Here is a 19,528-nt window from a genome sequence, read left to right as displayed (position 1 = left end):
CAGCCCATCGCTTAGGTTATTTGTATTTAGGACTGCTAATTGAAAACATAAAAAAGGCGCTTAGTACATCAGCACTAAACGCCTTTCAAGCTAATCAATATAAATTTGACTGCTCGATTAACTTGGAAAGATACGATTGCGCTGAATTAATCGCGAGATAAAGCTATCTGCTGACATTGATGCAGCTTTTGATAGTTTTTCCGCTAAGCCTTTTTTAGTCGCATATTTTAGGCCGACAATCTTATGAGTTTTTGCTGCTGCAAATAAATAATCGTCGCTGGTTTGAATATCATCAACTAAACCCAATGTTTTAGCTTTTGTTCCAAACCAATGTTCACCAGTAGCTACTTTCGAAATATCTAGTAACGGACGACGCTCACTAACAAAGTCTTTAAACAACTGATGCGTTTCTTCTAACTCTTCAACAAATTTCTCACGACCTTTGTCTGTATTCTCACCAAACATAGTAAGCGTGCGCTTAAATTCACCAGCAGTTAACTGTTCAAAGTCGATATCATTCTTTTTCAGTAGTTTATTAAAGTTAGGTACTTGGGCGATCACACCAATCGAACCTAAAATAGCAAATGGCGCGGCGATAATTTTATTGGCAACGCAGGCCATCATGTAACCACCACTCGCAGCCACTTTATCAACTGAAATGGTGAGTGGAATATCACGTTGGCGAATACGATCTAGCTGTGATGATGCAAGACCATAGCCATGCACCATGCCACCACCTGATTCCAATTTTACAAACACTTCATCTTCAGGCTTAGCAACGGCTAACACGGCTGAAACTTCTTCACGTAAACCCGATACTTCTTTTGCGTCGATACTGCCATTAAAGTCTAATACAAACATTCTTGGTTTAGTTTTATCGGCTTCGTCACTACCCTTGTTCGCTTTCGCTGCTTTGGCCTTCTCTTTTTCAGCTTTTTTATCTTGTTTCTCTTTTTCTTTTAACTCGTCTTTAGTTAAAAGTGCATGAGTAACTTCTAGTTCAACGTCTTCAAAATGCTCTGATAAATCTTCGATCTCCAGCTCACCTTTGCGACCTTTTTGCTTCATCGCAGCACCGGCACCGACAGCGACGATCACCACAACCGCCAACACAAAAGTGACCACTTTGGCCAAGAACAAACCGTATTCGTATAAAAATTCCAATGCTATCTCCAATTTTTCTAGCAACAGCCTGCCATGGCCGTATGATTTTGACTAATGACTTTACTACTATATATGGATGTTTTAGCAAAAAAAAAGCTCCCAATTGGGAGCTTTTAGCAATATTTCATCTTGTTGCTTACATCACAACATCACTGTTAGTGATTGAAACTAACTGTCCCATAGTCGCAAAGAAGGTAGCCACTTGACCTTGCATCTCAGCAGTTGCTGCTGCTGTTTGTGCAGGGTTAGTTGCTTCTGGGCGAATTGACGGGTCAAGAATTGACGCATGGTGACCGTAAGTGAAACGAACCGCACCAGAACCTTCCGTTGTTTCGCTAACACCTGGTAGGCCAAGTAGTGCAATCGCAGCTTCTGTACCTGATAACGGTGTTGAGCTCACTGTGTTAGGAATAACTTGATCTGATAAGTTATCAGCGCCATTACCAACCACTTCAATTAAGTGTGTCGGCGTTTGTGTCATCGCCACCATACCTGCGTAGTTAGCTGGGTCGCCAGCATCTGTTACAGTTTGTGCTGCAAAGGTAAATTGTGCAAACGCGCCATTTAATTCAGCTTGTTGCGCTGGCGTTAACGCTGCAAAGAAGGTATTGAACGCTTGTACAAGCTCAGCTTCACTTGGCTGACCTGGGAAAGTTGCTGCTACAAATGCTGCGAACTCTTCTGATGTTGCTAGCGTTAAGCTTGCCTTGATCAGACCGCTAAATGCAGCTGATTCAAGCAATAAGTTAGCAACACCAACACCTGGCATCGCAAACGAAGTTGCCGATACTTTAAATAACGGGTCAACTGCAGGATCTAACGATAAGTTTGCTAATGCAACTGTGTTGATACCAGAGATAGCACCTAATGAGTGGCCTAAGAAGTAAACTTTTGAGCCATCTAATGAGATTGCAGCACCAGCTGCGTCAACACCCCCAGCAAAGTTAAGGCCTAAGCGTAAACCAAGTGTATCAACAGTACTTTGACGTAAGTTATCACGCGTTGTTAGCAAGTTGCCTAAGTTCATGTAGTGTGTTGCTGAAACCGTTGAAGCATTCAAATCATCAACACCATCACCATCTAAATCAAAACCACGGCTACCGTGAATTGGGTGATCAATCGCGGCCGTTGCAATACCTTGAATTGCCAATGCACCGGTAATCGCTAGCATGTCTTCTTTTCGAGAAGTAATGCCGTGCTGTAAAATAGCAACCGGCCAACCCGCTTCTGGTTGTGTTAACGCTGGTAAACCTAAGCTTGCGCGTACCGCATTAGCCACCGCCATGTCTGGCGTAGTTACTTGCACATCAAGCGTCATATCTGCGCGCTTTTCTGGCATTGGGTTGAATTTTGTGATGTTACGCTCTGTATCTAAATCTAATACGCCACGTAAATCACGTAAACCTGGTGCTGCTAAACCTGCCGCTGCAGAAATTGCTAAACATAGGCCGTCACCCTCACTCACAGCGTCAGCCGGAATTGCACCTGGGTTTTGTGCAGCAAGACCCGCTAGCATAGCACCTGAATCACATTGTGCTTTCCACCAATCGTTTACTGGTGCCAATGGATTTTCAGCACTTGGTGTACCTAAGTAATATGGCAAAGTAATTGAGCCTTGCATTAGGTTAGCTGCTTGATAAACCGGCGCCAATTCAGCTGGTAGCGTTACACCTTGCGATGTTAATGCGTCAAATACCGAAATTGAAGTATCTTGAATAGCAATAGTCGGCACGTTGCCTAGTTGTAAGCCCGCAGCCATCACTTGTTTAACCGTTGCAACCGCATCAACCGTTGATTGTGTGGTCATTGCCGCGGTGTAGATAATGCTAGATTTATCAACACCAGCACCGCTTACGGCATTCTCAAAACTGTTTACTGCGCCTTGAAGTGCTAACTGAGAATCAGTTGCTAGCGGCTTAGTCGCTAAGTCTTGCTGGACAAGCTCATAAGTAAAGGAACCCGCAACTGCTTTACCAGTATCGTCTTGTAGTGAATTTGTTAAAACAATGAGGTAACCCGTTTTAGCTTTGAGCGGTTTTAATGGTACAACAGCTACGCCATCACCAGACATTTGCGAGATAAAATCAACGCCAAACGTTAGTTCACCAACCACCTGACAAGCAGCGCCTTGTGGCAATGCCGCACACTCTGCTGATGATGCAGTTGGGCCGCCAAATTCTGTTTCAAAAATACGTACAGATGCTGGGTTAGCAACACTGTTTGCATCTAAACTGACGCCTGGCGGTAAATCAACATCAATTCTAAATGGTTGAACGGTAGACCAACCATCAAGCGCACTAAGCGCAAAAAACGGATCTGAAGAATCAGTAGGATCGCTAACCGGCGGGTTTAACGTACCATCAGTGGTACCTAAGAAAAGTAAATCGTTTGGAACTGAAAGATCGCCCGCTGTCGGATCAAAAATTATACGGGCTGTTGGTGTGGTTACAGGGCCGTTTTCTGCGACCTCTTGTTCTACATCGCGAATGGTTTCATCATCACAGCCACTTAATCCAAGTGCACCAGCGATAGCGATACTTAGTACTAGCTTTTTCATTGCATCTCCCCAGAGTCTAGTCTATTTATTTTTTGCTTTTATCCATTTGACTTTGTTAGCTTTTTTCCAAAAAAAATTAGAGCTTTTACACTACTTCCGCCAACATATTAGACAATTTTTAAGCTACACAAAGTTGCACAAGAGCGCTAGCGTTTTTTTGTTTTTATCTCGCTTTTTCAATAAATCTGCTGAATCTTGGGAATTTTCACTCGTCATATCAGCTTAGGAAGCGTAAAATTACAGCACTAAAATCAATGTGATAAATACTCGATGTTTGACTACACAATTCAAAATAGCTGTTTGAAAGATAAAACAATTTTGATCACTGGTGCTGGTGACGGTATTGGTAAGCAAGCAGCATTAACTTATGCCGAACTCGGCGCGACTGTTATCTTACTTGGCCGAACGGTTGAAAAGCTTGAAAACGTTTACGATGAAATCGTTGCTGCTGGTAATCCTGAGCCAGCTATCGTTCCACTCGATATGAAAGGTGCGACAAAGCAACACTATATCGACATGACCAGTACCATTATTGACCAATTTGGTAAGCTCGATGGTGCATTACTTAATGCCTCAGTGCTAGGTGAGTTAACACCATTTGTGAACATTCACGAACAAACGTTTGACGATGTCATGCAAATTAATGTCAAAGCACAAATGATGATGGCGCAAGCCCTAATTACAGCGCTACAAAAAGCTGACAAAGCCTCGTTAGTGTTTACGACCTCAACCGTTGGTGGCAAAGGCCGAGCATTTTGGGCGACTTACAGTATGTCGAAATTCGCCACAGAAGGTATGATGGAGTTAATTGCTGACGAGTTCGAAGGGACGAATTTACGCACTAACGCAATTAACCCAGGTGGCACACGCACAGCGATGCGTGCAACAGCCTACCCAGGTGAAAACCCAGACACGCTAGCAACACCGAAAGACATTATGCCGCTATACGTTTACCTAATGTCAGACGATAGCGCAGCAGTTAACGGCCAAGTATTAAAAGCGCAATAGCATTTGTAAGCAAGAGAGTTGATGCGCTAAGCACTTTTGCGCCAGTTACTTTTACGTTAAGTACTTTTGCATGAATAACTATTATCTGAGCCTTTAATAGCAGCCACAAAAAAGCCGACAATATGTCTAATGCCAGTCAGTTAAGAGCTGACTGGCATTTTTCGTTTATAAGGATATTTCGTCGGTTTCTTTCTAACGACTCTTGGGTAATGCCTATCGGGTAATTTGTCTGGTAATGTAAACATCCTCAAGGTGGTGAGTAATTCCTCATAGTGAATTGGCAGTTTGCTTGCGCTACGTATCGGTGTAAGCATGAGAAATGCAATCACGTGTCGCATGCATAAACTAAAACTTAGCCTCGTTGGTGATATCATTTCATCTGCGTTGGCGGCATCAAGCATCGCAATACGTATCAGGTTATAAGCCAGTAAAAGTCCCCATAACTCCTGACGCACCATGTCAGGCTTTTTACTACGTAGGACATGTTTGGCTTGATGTAATCCCTGCTTCATCTCCCTAAATCCTAGTTCGATTTCCCAGCGCTGCGTATAGACTTCGGTGAGTTCATCGTATGGAAATCGTAGCGGGTCGGTTAATGAGCTTAGTACACGATAAGACTTTCCATTCACTTGGTATGACGTGAGCCTCGCAGTGAGGTGTGCAGGCAGCCCCCTAAATTTCTTTCTTGCTTGTGGGCTGGTCGATAATGTGACTATCTTATCGTATTCACCCAAGCTGCGTTCAACTTGATACTGTAGGTCTTTTCTCGCGGGGATCATCCAATGAGTATTTTGCCCTTGATGTTGCCAGTTATGCAAAAGCCCCAGTGAATAATAACCTCGATCGAATAGGGTTAAAGACTCTTCTGGTACTGTTGGCAAAAGTCGCTCTGCTAATGTCATTTCGCCCACATGGCGACTATCAAATGCACTATCCAATAACAGGTGGCTTGACACTTCCATGAGCCCACACATGCGTATCTGAGGATAACTGCCTTCACCGCGCTGATTACGGTCACTCCCAAACGCTACACGGTTATCTTCATTGTCTTGTGTGCGAAAAACTACACCATCTACCGCGAGCAAATTTAACCCACACCAATGCTCAAAGGCATGAGTAGAAAATGCTCTATGAGCAAGTAATTGAAATGTTTGTTGCACCGCTTCGTAACCTAAGCGTTGGCGCCCTTGTACAAGCGCACTAGGCGCTACTAGCTTATGTTTGCCGGGGAGAGAAATATCAAGACGACTGGCAATATCCCAAACCGTTTCATGACGAAATAGACTCATTCCTATCACTGACCACATAACCGCTTCCAATGGCAGCCTTCTTCGCCTTACTGTCGCAACTCCGGCATACTCGAAAGCTTGTTCAAGAATATTTGGGTCAAGTATCGCTTTGAGTTTATCCAGTGTATTAACGTCATCTAAAAACGACGATACATCTTCAAAAGCTTGGACAAGGGGCATAAAAAAATCCGATAGCAGAAAACTGATATCGGATTTTGAAGCCTTTTAAATATCGGTCAACCGATCGATTAAATTTCTTAACTGATCGGCATTAGACAATATGTCGGCTTTTTTAATAATACGAAGTTAATTAATAGTGCTGCGAAGTTAACTAATTGTAGGGTTACTACCTTAGTTCACGACGTAAAATTTTGCCTACGTTGGTTTTCGGTAAGTCGTCTCTAAACTCAATCAACTTAGGCACTTTATAATTCGTTAAGTGCTTAGCACAGTGTTCGATAATGTTCTTTTGCGTAAGTGAATCGTCTTTCTTAACGATAAACAGTTTAATGATTTCACCACTAACTTCGTGAGGCACACCAACTGCTGCAGCTTCAACAACACCTTCGTGCATCATTGCCACTTCTTCAATTTCGTTAGGGAAGACATTAAAGCCAGAAACCAAAATCATGTCTTTTTTACGATCAACAATTCTGAAGAAGCCGTGCTCATCCATCTCAGCAATATCACCTGTCGCTAACCAGCCGTCAGTTAATATTTCATCGGTAGCTTCTTGGCGATTGTAGTAACCTTTCATGACTTGTGGACCACTAACACACATTTCGCCTGGCTCATTCACACCAGCCGTTGTGCCATCTTCACGCACAATTTTAATATGAGTAGATGGTGCAGGTAAGCCAATTGAGCCATTAAATGCGGTTTGGTTATACGGGCTAATAGTCACCATAGGTGAACATTCTGTTAGGCCATAACCTTCAAGTAAACGCGTTTTTGTAACATCTTCCCAACGCTCTGCGACTGGACGTTGCACTGCCATACCGCCACCTAGCGATAACTTCAGTTTTGAGAAGTCTAATTGCGCAAAGCCCGGTGTGTTCACTAAACCATTAAACAGTGTATTTACACCTGTAATTGCCGTGAATGGGTATTTACCTAGCTCTTTAACAAAGCTCGGCATATCGCGCGGGTTAGTAATCAACAAGTTAGTACCACCTAATGTCATAAACGTCAGGCAGTTCGCTGTTAGTGCAAAAATATGGTAAAGCGGCAGTGCGGTAACCACCAACTCTTCGCCATCTTTTAATACCGGACGAATCGCGGCTTTTGCTTGCTCTAAGTTCGCCACCATATTGCGGTGCGTTAACATTGCCCCTTTTGATACACCCGTGGTGCCACCAGTGTATTGTAAGAAAGCTAAGTCTTCACCAGTAATCTCAACTGGGTCTAACGTTAAGCTCTCGCCTTTGGCAATAACGTGGTTGAATTTAACGGTGTTTGCCAGTGAGTAACTCGGCACCATTTTCTTCACGTATTTCACGGCAAAGTTAACTAACTTGCCTTTTAAACCACCTAGGCGATCACCTAAACCAGTTAAGATAACTTTTTCAACAGGCGTATCTGAGATAACTTCTTGCAAGGTATGAGCGAAATTTTCAACGATCAACATGGCTTTAGTACCAGAGTCGTTCAACTGATGCTTAAGCTCACGCGCCGTGTATAGCGGGTTAACATTAACAACCGTTAAGCCTGCTTTTAGCGCACCAAATAAAGCAACAGGGTATTGCAAGGTGTTCGGTACCATAATGGCAAACTTGTCGCCCTTAACTAAGCCCAATTCCTTTTGCAGGTATGCTGCAAACGCACTAGCCTGTTCGGCTAATTCACTGTAAGTGATTTCTGCGCCCATATTAATAAAGGCGGTGCGCTGCGCGTAAATGCCAACGTACTTGTCAAACATTTCGACAATTGATGAGTATTTGTCGGGGTCTATTTCGTGTGGAACACCGGGTGGGTAACTTTTTTCAAGCCAAATTTTTTCCACAGTCATCTCCTCAATTCTATTTAGACACGCGTGATAATTATAATTTTTATAGTAATACCAATATGAATTGGCATGCGTTCGTCAGGCGGTTTGCGTAAAGATTTACGGTCTACTTTTACCTGAGCTTTTACTCGAAAGTTAGAGATGATTCCACACTTTGGCCAAAAATCCTAGTTTTTTGTGGAGTAACTTAGCGACAACTTTCGCGAATTTTGTAAATTTTACGGTACTTTTGCCGCGATTTGCTGCCAAAATGCGGTTATCTTTTCAGCAACCTGCTCTGGCGCTTCCATGTGCACATGGTGCCCACCAGAGACTTTATGTACGGTTAAATCACTGAATAGTGCTGAGAATTCTTTGATGCCTAAATGCACCATTTCCAACCCATTGTCACCGTAAACTAAATTAACGGGACACTGCACATCTGAAATAAGTTGTTTGGCTTGCTCTACGGTTAACCGATATGGCGAGGCATTTCTTAAGCGACTGTCAGCACGCCAAATATAGCTACCACCTTGCTGCACTAAGCCGCGTTTCACAATTAACTGTGCTTGCTCATACGCCATATCTGACACCGCAACTCTTGCCTTCACAGCTGACTCTATCGACGGATGTTGGTTTTTTTGCTTCGACAACCCTTTAAGGCGACTAGTTAAACCTTTGCGCAATTGCTCTGTGGTATTTTCCGGCTTGTCTGAAATAAGCCCTATTGAATCAAGCAAAGTTAACGATTTTACTTTTTCAGGAAAGGCAGCAGCAAACGCTGTAGCTACCATGCCGCCCATCGAATGAGCCACAATATCGACCGCCGGCCATTGCGTTACATCAAATAACTGAACTAAATCGTAAACCCAATCAATAAAATGGTAGTGAGCATCTAAGCTTCGGTGAGACGAAAAACCATGCCCTGGCCAATCTAAGGCAATTAGCTTACGGTCTGGTAAGTATGGCATAAGTGGTAAAAAACTGGCGGCGTTATCAAGCCAGCCATGCAAACATAAAGTGATTGGCTGATCGTCATCGCCTGTGGTTAAGCCATGCAGTGACACTTCATTTATGTCGTAACATGTTTCTTCTGTTGTTATTCTCAACTCAGTCTCTTATTGGATTGTTTTGCCAGTCGATATAACAAAACTACAGCGATTGCTAGCCAGATTGCAACCCATAAAATTTCTGGCACGCCAGTTAAGCCCGCTAAGGTTGCACCATCGCCGCGATGACGGCCATCTATCAAATACAATGGACTTAACAAGGCATTTAGCAGCACTGTTAGGCCAACCAGTTGCACACTGACAATTAACCAAGGGTGGTGGTAAAACTTCACTTTGAGCGCAAAAAGCGCAATTAACACAGCGAGTATAATGAGCGTTAGTATATCTCTGACCCAAAAAATACAGCTCAATACCAAAAGTATTAAAATACTGGCGGTCACTAATTGAGTGATCCGCTGATTAAGTGACGACAAGGAATAAATTGCCGCTCCCCAAATCGCCGCCCCGCTATACCCCATAAATGCTGTTAGTAATCGGCTGCCACCTTGCGTAGTACATAAGCCAGCGCCGTTGGGGAAAAGCTCTATTTGAATAATTTTTCCACCTGCAATGATTGCCGCTAAACCATGACTGACTTCGTGAAAATAACTTTCTAACCAATTAAATGGCAGAGAGACTATTGGCAAGTGACGCAAAGTCGCAGCAGCTAACAACAATAACCAAAAGCGGTGTCGATAAAAGAATGAAGGTTGGTGAAGCTGGCTAGTCACGATTGGCTCTATATATGAGTTTGCAGATCATAGTGGATGTTAAGCCATTATTTGGCAAGCACGTTTATGTAACTGAAATTAATAATATTTAACACTATTCAGAGGCGTACACGAAGTTTTTAAGCGTATAAGTCTACGCCAAGAATTTGCTCAAGGTTATCCCTTTCTTCTAGGCCTTCAACTGTTTGATAGGCTGAAATAGCCGTGCGGTTAGCGGCAGATGGGCGGTCGTAACCCGCAAATTGCCCTGATGATGCGTCTGATTGTTGGCGGTTTCTTTGCTGAAGGTTAAATCCCTGCGGCAGGTTAAAATCTTGTTGTCGATTAAATTCCTGCTCAAAGTCGAGCTCTCGCTGAAGGCCAGCATCTCGCTCACTAGCTAAACCTTGCTGACGGCTTATATCTTGCTGACGGCTTATCTCTTGCTGAAAGCCTATATCTCGCTGACGGCTCTGCCGCTGAGTGCGCTCCTCTAAAATGGCAATCGCCGCTTCGCTATAGTCTAAACGGTTTTGCCGCGCTTGCGGTTGATTTTGTGGCTGGGCTGATTGTAGTTGAGCTGATGGTGGTTGAGCTACAGGAAAGTTTTGTGGCGAGTTTTGATCAACTCGCTCAGTATTACGAACACGACGTATCTGCTCTATTTGGGCGTTGTTATCGGTATCGTTATTGCCACTAACACGCTGCTGATTAGTAGCAAAAGCTCGGCTTTGGCGTGTTAGCGGTATCGTCGTATTAGTGTTATAGATTTCCATTGCATTAAGCTGGCATCAATTCTTACAAGATGTCCTAACGCAATGGGTGTTATACCGCTTAACTAATACCTTCTTTTACAATAGCGTTACAGTCGTTTTATCACAGACTACTCTCGCCCTGGTAGCTTTTTCCAAGACACGGTATCACGCACATAAACAGGTTGTGCATGCTCCGCTGGTAACGCTTTGCCTGTAATAAATTCTTGTTTGGCAAGCGCCAACATATATTGGGCGTTAGGATACATCACACTTATCTTTTCTAGGTTAGCACAAATTGACTGAAAAGCTTCTTGATAGGCCTGCCATCCAGTGCCTGCGCCATATTTATATTCACCTTGCTCAAGTGATTGCGCAAATTGCTCTGGTGGAAGCACGCGCTCTTCACCGACAAGTGCCATTAGCCCTTGCTCGTTTACTTGCCAGTTACTGCAATAAACTTCCGCCATTCTCGCATCAATAGCTACACTAACGGTGTCTTTGCCTTCTTGTTCGTATGCCTGCTGGGCCATTGCCTGCATGGTCGAAATACCAATGGTCGGTAAATCGGCTGCAAACGCTAACCCTTGCGCGACACCAATACCAATGCGAACACCGGTAAAACTGCCAGGGCCACGGCCATAAACTAAAGCGTCAAAATCAGTTAATTTCGCGCCAGCTTTGGCAAGTAGCTTGTCTACCATTGGCAACAACACAACGCTATGTGATTGCGGGCATAACTCAAAATCACTAAATACTTGATCGTCTTTTAAAATGGCGACTGAACATGCTTCAGTCGATGCATCAATAGCTAGTAAATTCACCTTGATTGGGTCTCACTATGAATAGTTGTTAAAAAAGATGCCGCTTTGTCTAAATCTCGGCTGCGTCGCATTTCCGGTAAACTGGATAAAAATACCTGCCCGTATGGGCGATTGACAATGCGGTTGTCACAAATCACCAATACGCCGCGATCGTTAACATCACGAATTAATCGCCCAACCCCTTGTTTCAAGGCGATAACGGCTTGGGGCAATTGAATTTCAGCAAAGGGGTCTTTACCCTGCCTTCGGGCATCTTCACTCCGAGCTTGTAATAACGGCTCATCAGGCGAGGCAAACGGCAATTTGTCTATGATAACACAAGTTAATTTGTCGCCTCTAACATCAACCCCTTCCCAAAAGCTTGCCGTTGCTAGCAATACCGCATCAGGCTGGGCAATAAATTCGGTCAGTAAGTTGCGCTTAGCCATTTGCCCTTGCACCAACAGCGGGTTATCTATTTTATCTTCCAGTAGCTCTGCCACTTGGTTCATCATGCGATAGCTAGTAAACAGCATAAAACACGCACCCGCAGCACTGTTAATTAACGGCACAGCTAATTCCGCTAAAGCTAACGCCCTACCCCTATCGTTTGGTTCAGGCAAATAACGTGGCACCACAAGCTGAGACTGATTTAGATAGTCAAATGGGCTATCCAGCATTAGCGTATGCCCTTGTGATAAGCCCAGTGGCCTAGCAAAATGCTCGAAACCATTATTTACCGCCAGTGTCGCACTGGTAAAAATCCAACCAGCGCCAGACTCGCTGACTACTTGGCTAAACTTGTCGGCAATCGATAACGGGGTTTGATGCAGCGTAATATGGCGGCGTGTTGTTTCGTACCAAAGGCTAACTTCAAAGGCGTCGATATTGGCAACGATGTCGTACTTAGATAACAGTGTCACTGCTCGCTCAAAACAATTGTCCACCAGCTCATTGCGCGAGACATTCAGTTTGAGCACTTGATATAAAAAATCTAAATCGGTTTTTAAGTGTTCAAACGCTTGACGAATGCGGGCATTGTGCCATTTCTCTCGCCAATTGCCGCGCTCAGGATCATGAGCAAAGAGCAGACGAAAATCTTGGCAAGTTCGCTCAAGCTTTTCTGCGGCTTTACCCAGTTGTTTCACGTCTGTAACGCTAGTTTTGTAGGCTTGAATAACGTCGCTACAAAGCTCTTGCACTTGCCTTGTTGAAAACGACTCACCAAAGTATTCGCTGGCAATATCGGATATTTGATGGGCCTCATCAAATATCACCACATCGGCTTTCGGGATTAACTCACCAAAGCCCGTGTCTTTCAGTGCCATATCCGCAAAAAACAGATGGTGGTTAACCACAACAACATCGGCTTCTATCGCCTTTTGACGGGCTTTAACCAAGTAGCAATCTTCGAAATGCGGGCAGTCTCGCGCCAAACAATTATCAGCGGTACTGGTGATATGTGGAAATATGCTAGAGTCTTCGGCAACCGAGTCTAGCTCACCGATATCGCCTGCATGCGTGCTATTCGCCCAATGTTTCACCTGCACAAAATCAGCTAACCCTTGCGCATCTAACACACCACGCGTGTGCTGAAATTGCTCCATTCGGTAGATGCACAAGTAATTGGCACGCCCTTTTAACAGCGCCATTTGCGCGCCCGTTGCTAACGCTTTGCGGATAACCGGAATATCTTTGTGAAATAACTGCTCTTGTAGGGTTTTAGTACCCGTAGAAACAATCACTTTTTTATCCGACATCAACGCAGGGATCAAATAAGCAAAGGTTTTACCGGTTCCGGTACCCGCTTCAACAATTAAGGTATGTTGCTTGGCAATCGCTTGTTCAACTTCTAGCGCCATATCAAGTTGTGCTTGGCGAGGGGAAAAACCATTAATGGCTTTTGCCAATAAACCACTTGATGAAAAAGCCTGTGCAACTGTGCTCATCTGCGCAAAATTACCGAGAAAATAACAAAGGCGCTATTATATCGGTAGATTGTGAGGATTAAACAAAAATATCTAAATGCTGGTCGTGGTCATCGTCATCACTGGCGTTTTCATCGGCTTTTTCGCTAGCAACAGAGTTACCAATTGTTGGCCGCTGGTAAACAACCTGGGCTAATGCTTCATCGCTTGGCACTTCGACACCTTCTTGTTCAACGCGTTTCTGGATGTGGCTATCTATTTTCGGCTGAATGGTATTAGGTTGGGCTGCTGCATTTACGGGTGCACTAGTATGCTCGGCATCTTCCGATGCTACAGAGCTTTGTTTTTTATCTACTATGCCTTCTTCATCATCCGCATTAGCATTTTGTTGATGCGCTATCTCAACATCAACTACTTCAGAGAATTGTTGTTTCGCGTGTTGATATGTGGTGGTAGTTGTATCGTGAGCATCGAGGTGCTCGTGCTCTTCATCAATATTTTTAGAAGGGCTTTGCTTGGTTAAGCGATTGACTTTGAGTTTTTTCGGTTGCAATCGATTTGGAGCAAGCTTTGCAAGCTGAGTCGTAAAAATATCCATTGTTTACTGTGCACCTTCTCCCGCTTATGTAGCTAATATAATGAAAGAGAATATTGTTGATGATGTTTTCATATTGGTCAGCGCTAATGCCTACTATTTATGACCACTATAAAAGCTAGAAATTCTCCCCCTGTATCGGCTGGTTTTTCAACAACATTAGCGCTAGCAGCAATAACTAACAACTTTTTGTCATAAAAGAATCATTTTTAGGGGTTGCGAAGCGCAACTTTAGTCAGTATTGTTATTTGCAAGACGCATACGAACAGTTATGCACTGAAAAACAGAAACGAATATTAAGCTAATTAAAAGCTAAACAAAGGCAACTTAAATGTTATTAAACCTCAGCAAAATCCATCATCATCACCATCACACGGATTAGCCGCTCAGGTTTATTCGCTGAGGGCTATGGCTCTTTCAGCGGCATGCGAATTGAAGAATTCTAAAAACCCCGAAAGAGTCAAACTCTCTCGGGGTTTTTTACGTTTTATGGCCTAACGAATTAGCACTAAACAAAATTGACAATTTACAAAAAATTTTAAATTTATACTTATTTTAGGAAGGGAAAATGACTACAGAAACACGCTTACGCATCGCCATGCAAAAGTCAGGTCGCCTGAGCGACGAAACACAGCAACTACTTAAACGTTGTGGTTTAAAACTTAATGTGGGTGATCGTCGTCTGTTGGCACATGTCACTAACATGCCTATCGACATTATGCGTGTTCGCTCTAGCGATATTCCTGGCCTAGTGATGGACGGTGTGTGCGACTTGGGTATTGTTGGCGACAACACACTTGAAGAAACCGCACTAGAGCGTGAGTTATTAGGCCAAAACTCTGCTTACACTAAAACCACCGGCTTAAACTTCGGCGGCTGTCGTTTATCACTTGCGATGCCAGAAGAATTTAACTACACCGGCCTTGCCTCACTCGACGGTTTGCGTTTTGCCACTACCTATCCACAGTTAATGAAGCGCTTTGCTAAAGAAAACGGCATTAACGTTGATTTTTGTTTATTAAAAGGCTCGGTAGAGGTTGCGCCACGTGTTGGTTTAGCCGACGGTATTTGCGACTTGGTATCAACGGGTGCAACGCTTGAAGCCAATGGCCTAAAAGAAGTGGAAGTAATTTACCGCTCTAAAGCGTCACTGATCCAAGGGGTTGAACTTGCGCCAGAAAAACAAGCAATTCTCGATACCTTGTTACCACGCATTCAAGGGGTAATGAAGGCCAAAGAAAGCAAGTACATTATGCTGCACGCGCCAAAAGACAAATTAGACGAAGTCAGCAACCTAATGCCAGGTAAAGAGACACCAACGGTATTACCATTAGCGGGTCGCGACGACTTAGTGGCAGTACACGTCGTTGCCACCGAAACCTTCTTCTGGGAAACCATGGAAGCATTAAAAGCACTCGGCTGTGACTCAATTTTGGTCATGCCAATTGAAAAAATGATGGGTTAAGGGCAAACACCATGGGCACACAATCTTTATTGTCATTACTGCCAACGACAACTTGGTCAAGTATCTCTGATCAAGAACAGCAAAATGCGCTGGCAAGGCCAGCAATTGCGGAAAGCAGCTTACTTGCCACGCAAGTCGATAACATTGTTAATCAGGTGGCAGAGCAAGGCGATGCTGCGCTCATCAACCTAACAGAGCGCTTTGACGGTATTCGCCTAGAATCACTGAAAGTGACGACAGCGCAAGTAAAAGCAGCCATTGATAGCTTATCACCAGCCCGCCTTGAAGCGTTGGAAACCGCTTACGGCCAAATCAAACGCTTTCACCAAGCACAGCAACAAGAAGATATCGTGGTAGAAACCTGCCCCGGTGTCACTTGCGTGTTAAAAACTGAAGCCATTGAAGCGGTGGGTTTATACATTCCAGCCGGCAGCGCGCCATTACCTTCTACGGTGTTAATGCTAGGTGTGCCAGCCGAGCTCGCTGATTGCCCGCGCAAAGTGTTGGTATCACCACCAGATAAAAATGGCGATATCGCCCCCGAAGTACTAGCGGCGGCAAAGCTTTGTGGCATTGATGAAATATACGCCGTTGGCGGCGCACAAGCGGTTGCCGCCCTTGCCCTTGGCACAGAGTCAATCAAATCCGTCAATAAAGTATTTGGCCCAGGTAACCGTTTCGTGACCGAAGCGAAAAAGCAGCTGTCGCAAAAAATCCCCGGTTTCGCCATTGATATGCCAGCGGGCCCATCTGAAGTGTTGGTGATTGCCGATAGCCGCGCAAATGCTGATTTTGTTGCTGCTGATTTACTTTCGCAAGCCGAGCACGGCGAAGACAGCCAAGTGATTTTGCTGTCAGATAGCGAAACACAAATTGCCAATGTGCGCGAAGCACTAGATCGTCAATTAGCGGAATTACCTCGTGCCGACATTGCTCGTGCAGCACTGTCAAAAAGTCGTTTAATTTTAACCGACGATATCGCCACGGCAGTTGAAGTATCTAATCTTTACGGCCCAGAGCACTTAATTGTGCAAACGGCTGAGCCAGAATGCTTAGTAGGTAAGCTACGTAATGCTGGCTCTATTTTCTTGGGTGCTTACACGCCAGAATCTGCTGGTGATTACGCCAGTGGTACTAACCACGTGCTACCGACTTACGGCTATTCAAAAGTTGTCAGTAGTTTATCACTTGCAGATTTCTCTCGCCGTTACACGGTGCAGCAAATTACCCGTCAAGGCTTGGCAAATTTAGCGCCTGCAATCATCGAGCTAACCGACGCGGAAGGTTTAATGGCGCACCAAAAAGCGGTAACCATACGATTAGAAGGCGAAAGCTAATGGCAACTAAAGATTTATCTAGTGCAGAAAAGCTCGCACGTGCAGAGCTTATCGAGATGGTGCCTTATCAGTCGGCACGCCGCTTACAAAAAGCGGATGCAGATGCCGGAGCAAAAGACAGTGGCGCAAAAGACAGTGGCGAGCAAACCTTTAATAGCAAAATTTGGTTGAATGCTAACGAAGCTTCGGGGCCTGGTAAATACCAGCTAAGCGCCGATTGCATTAACCGCTACCCAGATTTTCAACCAGAAAACTTGATGGAAGCCTACAGCGAATATAGCGACTTACCTGTTGAACAATTGCTGGCAACACGCGGTGCTGACGAAGGTATTGAATTGATTATTCGCACTTTCTGTACGGCATACCAAGACAGCATTTTAATCTGCCCGCCAACATACGGCATGTACGCCATTAGCGCCGAAAATCACGGTGCAGGTATTGTTAAAGTACCACAAGTGAATAATCAGTTGGATGTTGACGGCATTATCGAGCAGCTTGATAACGTCAATGTGGTGTTTTTATGTTCGCCGGGCAACCCAACGGGCAACTTGCTGCCAAAAGCACAAATTAAAGCTGTGTTAGAAGCAGCACAAGACAAAGCCATTGTCGTGGTGGATGAAGCTTATATTGAATTTTCACCGGAAGATTCAGCGCAAAGCTGGTTAGCTGACTACCCTAATTTAGTAGTACTGCGCACGCTTTCTAAAGCCTTTGCGCTCGCGGGCTTACGCTGTGGTTTTACACTGGCGTCAAAAGAAATTATCACCCTGCTAAGCAAAGTGATCGCCCCTTACCCTATTTCAGCGCCAGTTGCAGAAATTGCCAGCCAAGCATTGACTGGTGATAATTTACAGTTAATGAAAGTGCGCGTTGAAGAAACAAAAATACTTCGCCAAAGCCTGATTAACTGGTTAGAAACGCAAAGCTGGGTTGATGAGGTGTTTGCCAGCGACGCCAACTTTGTACTGTTTCGCACGCCATTAAAAACTGAAATTTTTGACGGGCTTAAAGCGCAAGGCATATTAATTCGCGATCAATCAAAACAACTGCAATTGGAAAACTGCCTACGCATTTCTATTGGCAGTAAGCGCGAGATGGACTTAGTACAAAAAACAATGACAAATCTGGTCACAAACACTTCTGCGGTATCAGTACAGGAAACAAATTAATGAGTGGACAAAATATTTTATTTATCGACCGCGACGGCACGTTAATTGAAGAGCCGCCAGTAGATTTTCAAGTCGATACCCTAGAAAAACTGGTCTTCGAACCAAAAGTTATCCCTGTACTGCTTGCCCTACAAGCAAAAGGCTTTCGCCTTGTCATGGTATCGAACCAAGACGGTTTAGGCACCGACAGCTACCCGCAAGCGGATTTTGACTTACCACACAACAAAATGATGGATTTCTTCACCTCACAAGGGGTGATTTTCGACGATGTGTTGTTATGCCCACACTTTGAAAAAGACAACTGTAACTGCCGCAAGCCAAAGCTTGGCATGGTGTCTGACTACTTGCAGCAAGGTAAAGTTAACTTTGCTAACTCTTACGTGATTGGCGATCGCGAAACCGACATGCAACTTGCCGCTAACATGGGCATCCAAGGGCTGCGCTACAACCGTGACACCCTAAACTGGGATGCCATTGCTGAGCAACTATTAACTCAGCCGCGCAAGGCAACCGTTACTCGCACCACCAAAGAAACCGACATCACCATTGATGTTAACCTTGATGGCACAGGCAACAGCATTAACACTGGCCTTGGCTTTTTCGATCACATGTTAGAGCAAATTTCTACGCACGGCGGTTTTGCGCTAACAGTAAAAGTAGACGGCGATTACCACATCGACGAACACCACAGCGTGGAAGACACCGCATTAGCACTAGGCAGTGCGTTAAAACAAGCACTAGGTGACAAACGCGGTATTGGTCGCTTTGGCTTTGTCTTGCCGATGGATGAATGCCGAGCCGAATGTGCGATTGATTTATCTGGCCGCCCTTGGCTTGAATTCGATGCTAACTTTACCGACAGCCGTGTCGGTACAATGTCAACGCAAATGGTATCGCACTTTTTCCGCTCATTAGCCGACAGCATGGCGGTAACCTTGCACCTTTCAACCACAGAAGGTAACTGTCACCACCAAGTAGAAAGCTTGTTTAAAGTCTTTGGCCGCGCATTGCGCCAAGCAATTACCGTACAAGGTAGCGAATTGCCAAGCACCAAAGGAGCGCTGTAATGCCAGAGCAAGCAAACAGCCGTTTTGTGATTGTTGATACCGGCTGTGCCAATCTTTCCTCGGTAAAATTCGCCATTAAGCGCCTAGGCTTTGACGCCGAAATTACCGACGATTTAGCCAAGATTAAAGTGGCAGAAAAAGTCATTTTACCCGGCGTGGGTAATGCCAAGCACGCGATGGAAAATATTCGCGAGAAAAACTTGGTGGCCTGTATTCAAGGGTTAACGCAACCGGTATTAGGCTTTTGTTTAGGTATGCAGTTAATGTGCAGCGACTCTCGTGAAAGTTCAGCGCTGAGCCACACTCAAACTGATACAGATCAGGGCGTGGAAATTATCGACTGTTTAGATTTAATTCCCACCTCAGTTGCACCACTTGAAGCAAATGGCCTGCGATTACCGCATATGGGTTGGAACACACTAACGTCAGTGATTGACCACCCCGTATTTGCTGGCATCAATGTTGGCGATTACTTCTACTTCGTGCACAGCTTTGCTGCACCAGTGAGTGATTACACGGCAGCGGCCTGTGAATACGGCAGCGCGTTTTCAGCTGCCATTGTTAAAGACAATTTTGTTGGTTGTCAGTTCCACCCTGAGCGCTCAGGCGCAAATGGCAGCAAAATCATTAAAAACTTTTTGGAGATGTAAG

Annotated in this window: 16 protein-coding genes; 6 read left to right on the top strand and 10 right to left on the bottom strand. The window is 44.6% G+C overall.

What is annotated here, in order from left to right; translation table 11 throughout:
* Window positions 1-117: 117 nt before the first annotated feature.
* Both sohB and DXX92_RS07390 read right to left on the bottom strand, forming a co-directional pair.
* On the bottom strand, window positions 118-1,164 hold the full coding sequence (gene sohB, locus DXX92_RS07395) for a protease SohB (protein WP_115999871.1): 1,047 nt from the start codon (window positions 1,162-1,164) through the stop codon (window positions 118-120).
* A gap of 136 nt (window positions 1,165-1,300) precedes the next feature.
* A complete protein-coding gene (locus tag DXX92_RS07390) occupies window positions 1,301-3,721 on the bottom strand; it encodes a VolA/Pla-1 family phospholipase (protein ID WP_115999870.1) in 2,421 nt (806 codons plus the stop codon).
* A gap of 270 nt (window positions 3,722-3,991) precedes the next feature.
* On the opposite strand from DXX92_RS07390, the gene DXX92_RS07385 reads away from it, so the two are divergent.
* A complete protein-coding gene (locus DXX92_RS07385; RefSeq protein WP_115999869.1) occupies window positions 3,992-4,729 on the top strand; it encodes a YciK family oxidoreductase in 738 nt (245 codons plus the stop codon).
* Between the two features lie 140 nt (window positions 4,730-4,869).
* On the opposite strand, the gene DXX92_RS07380 is transcribed toward DXX92_RS07385, so the two are convergent.
* The 8 genes from DXX92_RS07380 to DXX92_RS07345 all read right to left on the bottom strand — a co-directional run bounded on the left by DXX92_RS07380 (window position 4,870) and on the right by DXX92_RS07345 (window position 13,842).
* Entirely contained in the window at window positions 4,870-6,198 is a 1,329-nt protein-coding gene (locus tag DXX92_RS07380; RefSeq protein ID WP_115999868.1) for an IS4 family transposase, read from the bottom strand.
* A 166-nt stretch (window positions 6,199-6,364) separates the two neighbouring features.
* Window positions 6,365-8,020 (bottom strand): long-chain-fatty-acid--CoA ligase FadD, encoded by a 1,656-nt coding sequence (fadD, locus tag DXX92_RS07375; protein ID WP_115999867.1) that lies wholly within the window; start codon window positions 8,018-8,020, stop codon window positions 6,365-6,367.
* 221 nt (window positions 8,021-8,241) lie between these two features.
* Window positions 8,242-9,111 (bottom strand): alpha/beta fold hydrolase, encoded by an 870-nt coding sequence (locus tag DXX92_RS07370; RefSeq protein WP_115999866.1) that lies wholly within the window; start codon window positions 9,109-9,111, stop codon window positions 8,242-8,244.
* Window positions 9,108-9,782 (bottom strand): M50 family metallopeptidase, encoded by a 675-nt coding sequence (locus DXX92_RS07365; RefSeq protein ID WP_181901714.1) that lies wholly within the window; start codon window positions 9,780-9,782, stop codon window positions 9,108-9,110. The genes DXX92_RS07370 and DXX92_RS07365 overlap by 4 nt, the downstream gene beginning before the upstream one ends.
* Before the next feature lie 119 nt (window positions 9,783-9,901).
* Window positions 9,902-10,537, bottom strand: coding sequence for a hypothetical protein (locus DXX92_RS07360; RefSeq protein WP_115999864.1), 636 nt, complete (start codon window positions 10,535-10,537; stop codon window positions 9,902-9,904).
* A 107-nt stretch (window positions 10,538-10,644) separates the two neighbouring features.
* Window positions 10,645-11,337, bottom strand: coding sequence for a tRNA (adenosine(37)-N6)-threonylcarbamoyltransferase complex dimerization subunit type 1 TsaB (tsaB, locus tag DXX92_RS07355; RefSeq protein ID WP_220347635.1), 693 nt, complete (start codon window positions 11,335-11,337; stop codon window positions 10,645-10,647).
* Complete coding sequence (locus tag DXX92_RS07350) at window positions 11,334-13,265, bottom strand: ATP-dependent DNA helicase (RefSeq protein ID WP_115999862.1); 1,932 nt, start codon at window positions 13,263-13,265, stop codon at window positions 11,334-11,336. The genes tsaB and DXX92_RS07350 overlap by 4 nt, the downstream gene beginning before the upstream one ends.
* Before the next feature lie 58 nt (window positions 13,266-13,323).
* Window positions 13,324-13,842, bottom strand: a complete 519-nt coding sequence (locus DXX92_RS07345) for a hypothetical protein (RefSeq protein ID WP_115999861.1) — start codon at window positions 13,840-13,842, stop codon at window positions 13,324-13,326.
* A gap of 565 nt (window positions 13,843-14,407) precedes the next feature.
* Between DXX92_RS07345 and hisG the strand changes: the two genes are divergently transcribed.
* Genes hisG through hisH form a run of 5 tightly spaced genes read left to right on the top strand, consistent with a single transcriptional unit; the run spans window position 14,408 to window position 19,527 of the window.
* Entirely contained in the window at window positions 14,408-15,304 is an 897-nt protein-coding gene (hisG, locus tag DXX92_RS07340) for an ATP phosphoribosyltransferase (protein ID WP_115999860.1), read from the top strand.
* A gap of 11 nt (window positions 15,305-15,315) precedes the next feature.
* Window positions 15,316-16,641 (top strand): histidinol dehydrogenase, encoded by a 1,326-nt coding sequence (gene hisD, locus DXX92_RS07335; protein WP_115999859.1) that lies wholly within the window; start codon window positions 15,316-15,318, stop codon window positions 16,639-16,641.
* Window positions 16,641-17,810, top strand: coding sequence for a histidinol-phosphate transaminase (gene hisC / locus DXX92_RS07330; protein WP_115999858.1), 1,170 nt, complete (start codon window positions 16,641-16,643; stop codon window positions 17,808-17,810). The genes hisD and hisC overlap by 1 nt, the downstream gene beginning before the upstream one ends.
* Complete coding sequence (gene hisB, locus DXX92_RS07325; RefSeq protein ID WP_115999857.1) at window positions 17,810-18,877, top strand: bifunctional histidinol-phosphatase/imidazoleglycerol-phosphate dehydratase HisB; 1,068 nt, start codon at window positions 17,810-17,812, stop codon at window positions 18,875-18,877. Before hisC ends, hisB begins: the two co-directional genes overlap by 1 nt.
* Window positions 18,877-19,527 carry an imidazole glycerol phosphate synthase subunit HisH gene (gene hisH / locus DXX92_RS07320; protein WP_115999856.1) on the top strand — a complete coding sequence of 217 codons (651 nt, stop codon included), beginning with the start codon at window positions 18,877-18,879 and terminating at the stop codon, window positions 19,525-19,527. The genes hisB and hisH overlap by 1 nt, the downstream gene beginning before the upstream one ends.
* The last annotated feature ends 1 nt before the right edge of the window (window position 19,528 follow it).

This window comes from Thalassotalea euphylliae (genome assembly GCF_003390395.1).
Classification (GTDB): Bacteria; Pseudomonadota; Gammaproteobacteria; order Enterobacterales; family Alteromonadaceae; genus Thalassotalea_F; species Thalassotalea_F euphylliae_C.
Note: the sequence above shows the minus strand (reverse complement) of the source record. Positions and strands in the feature narration are given on the sequence as shown.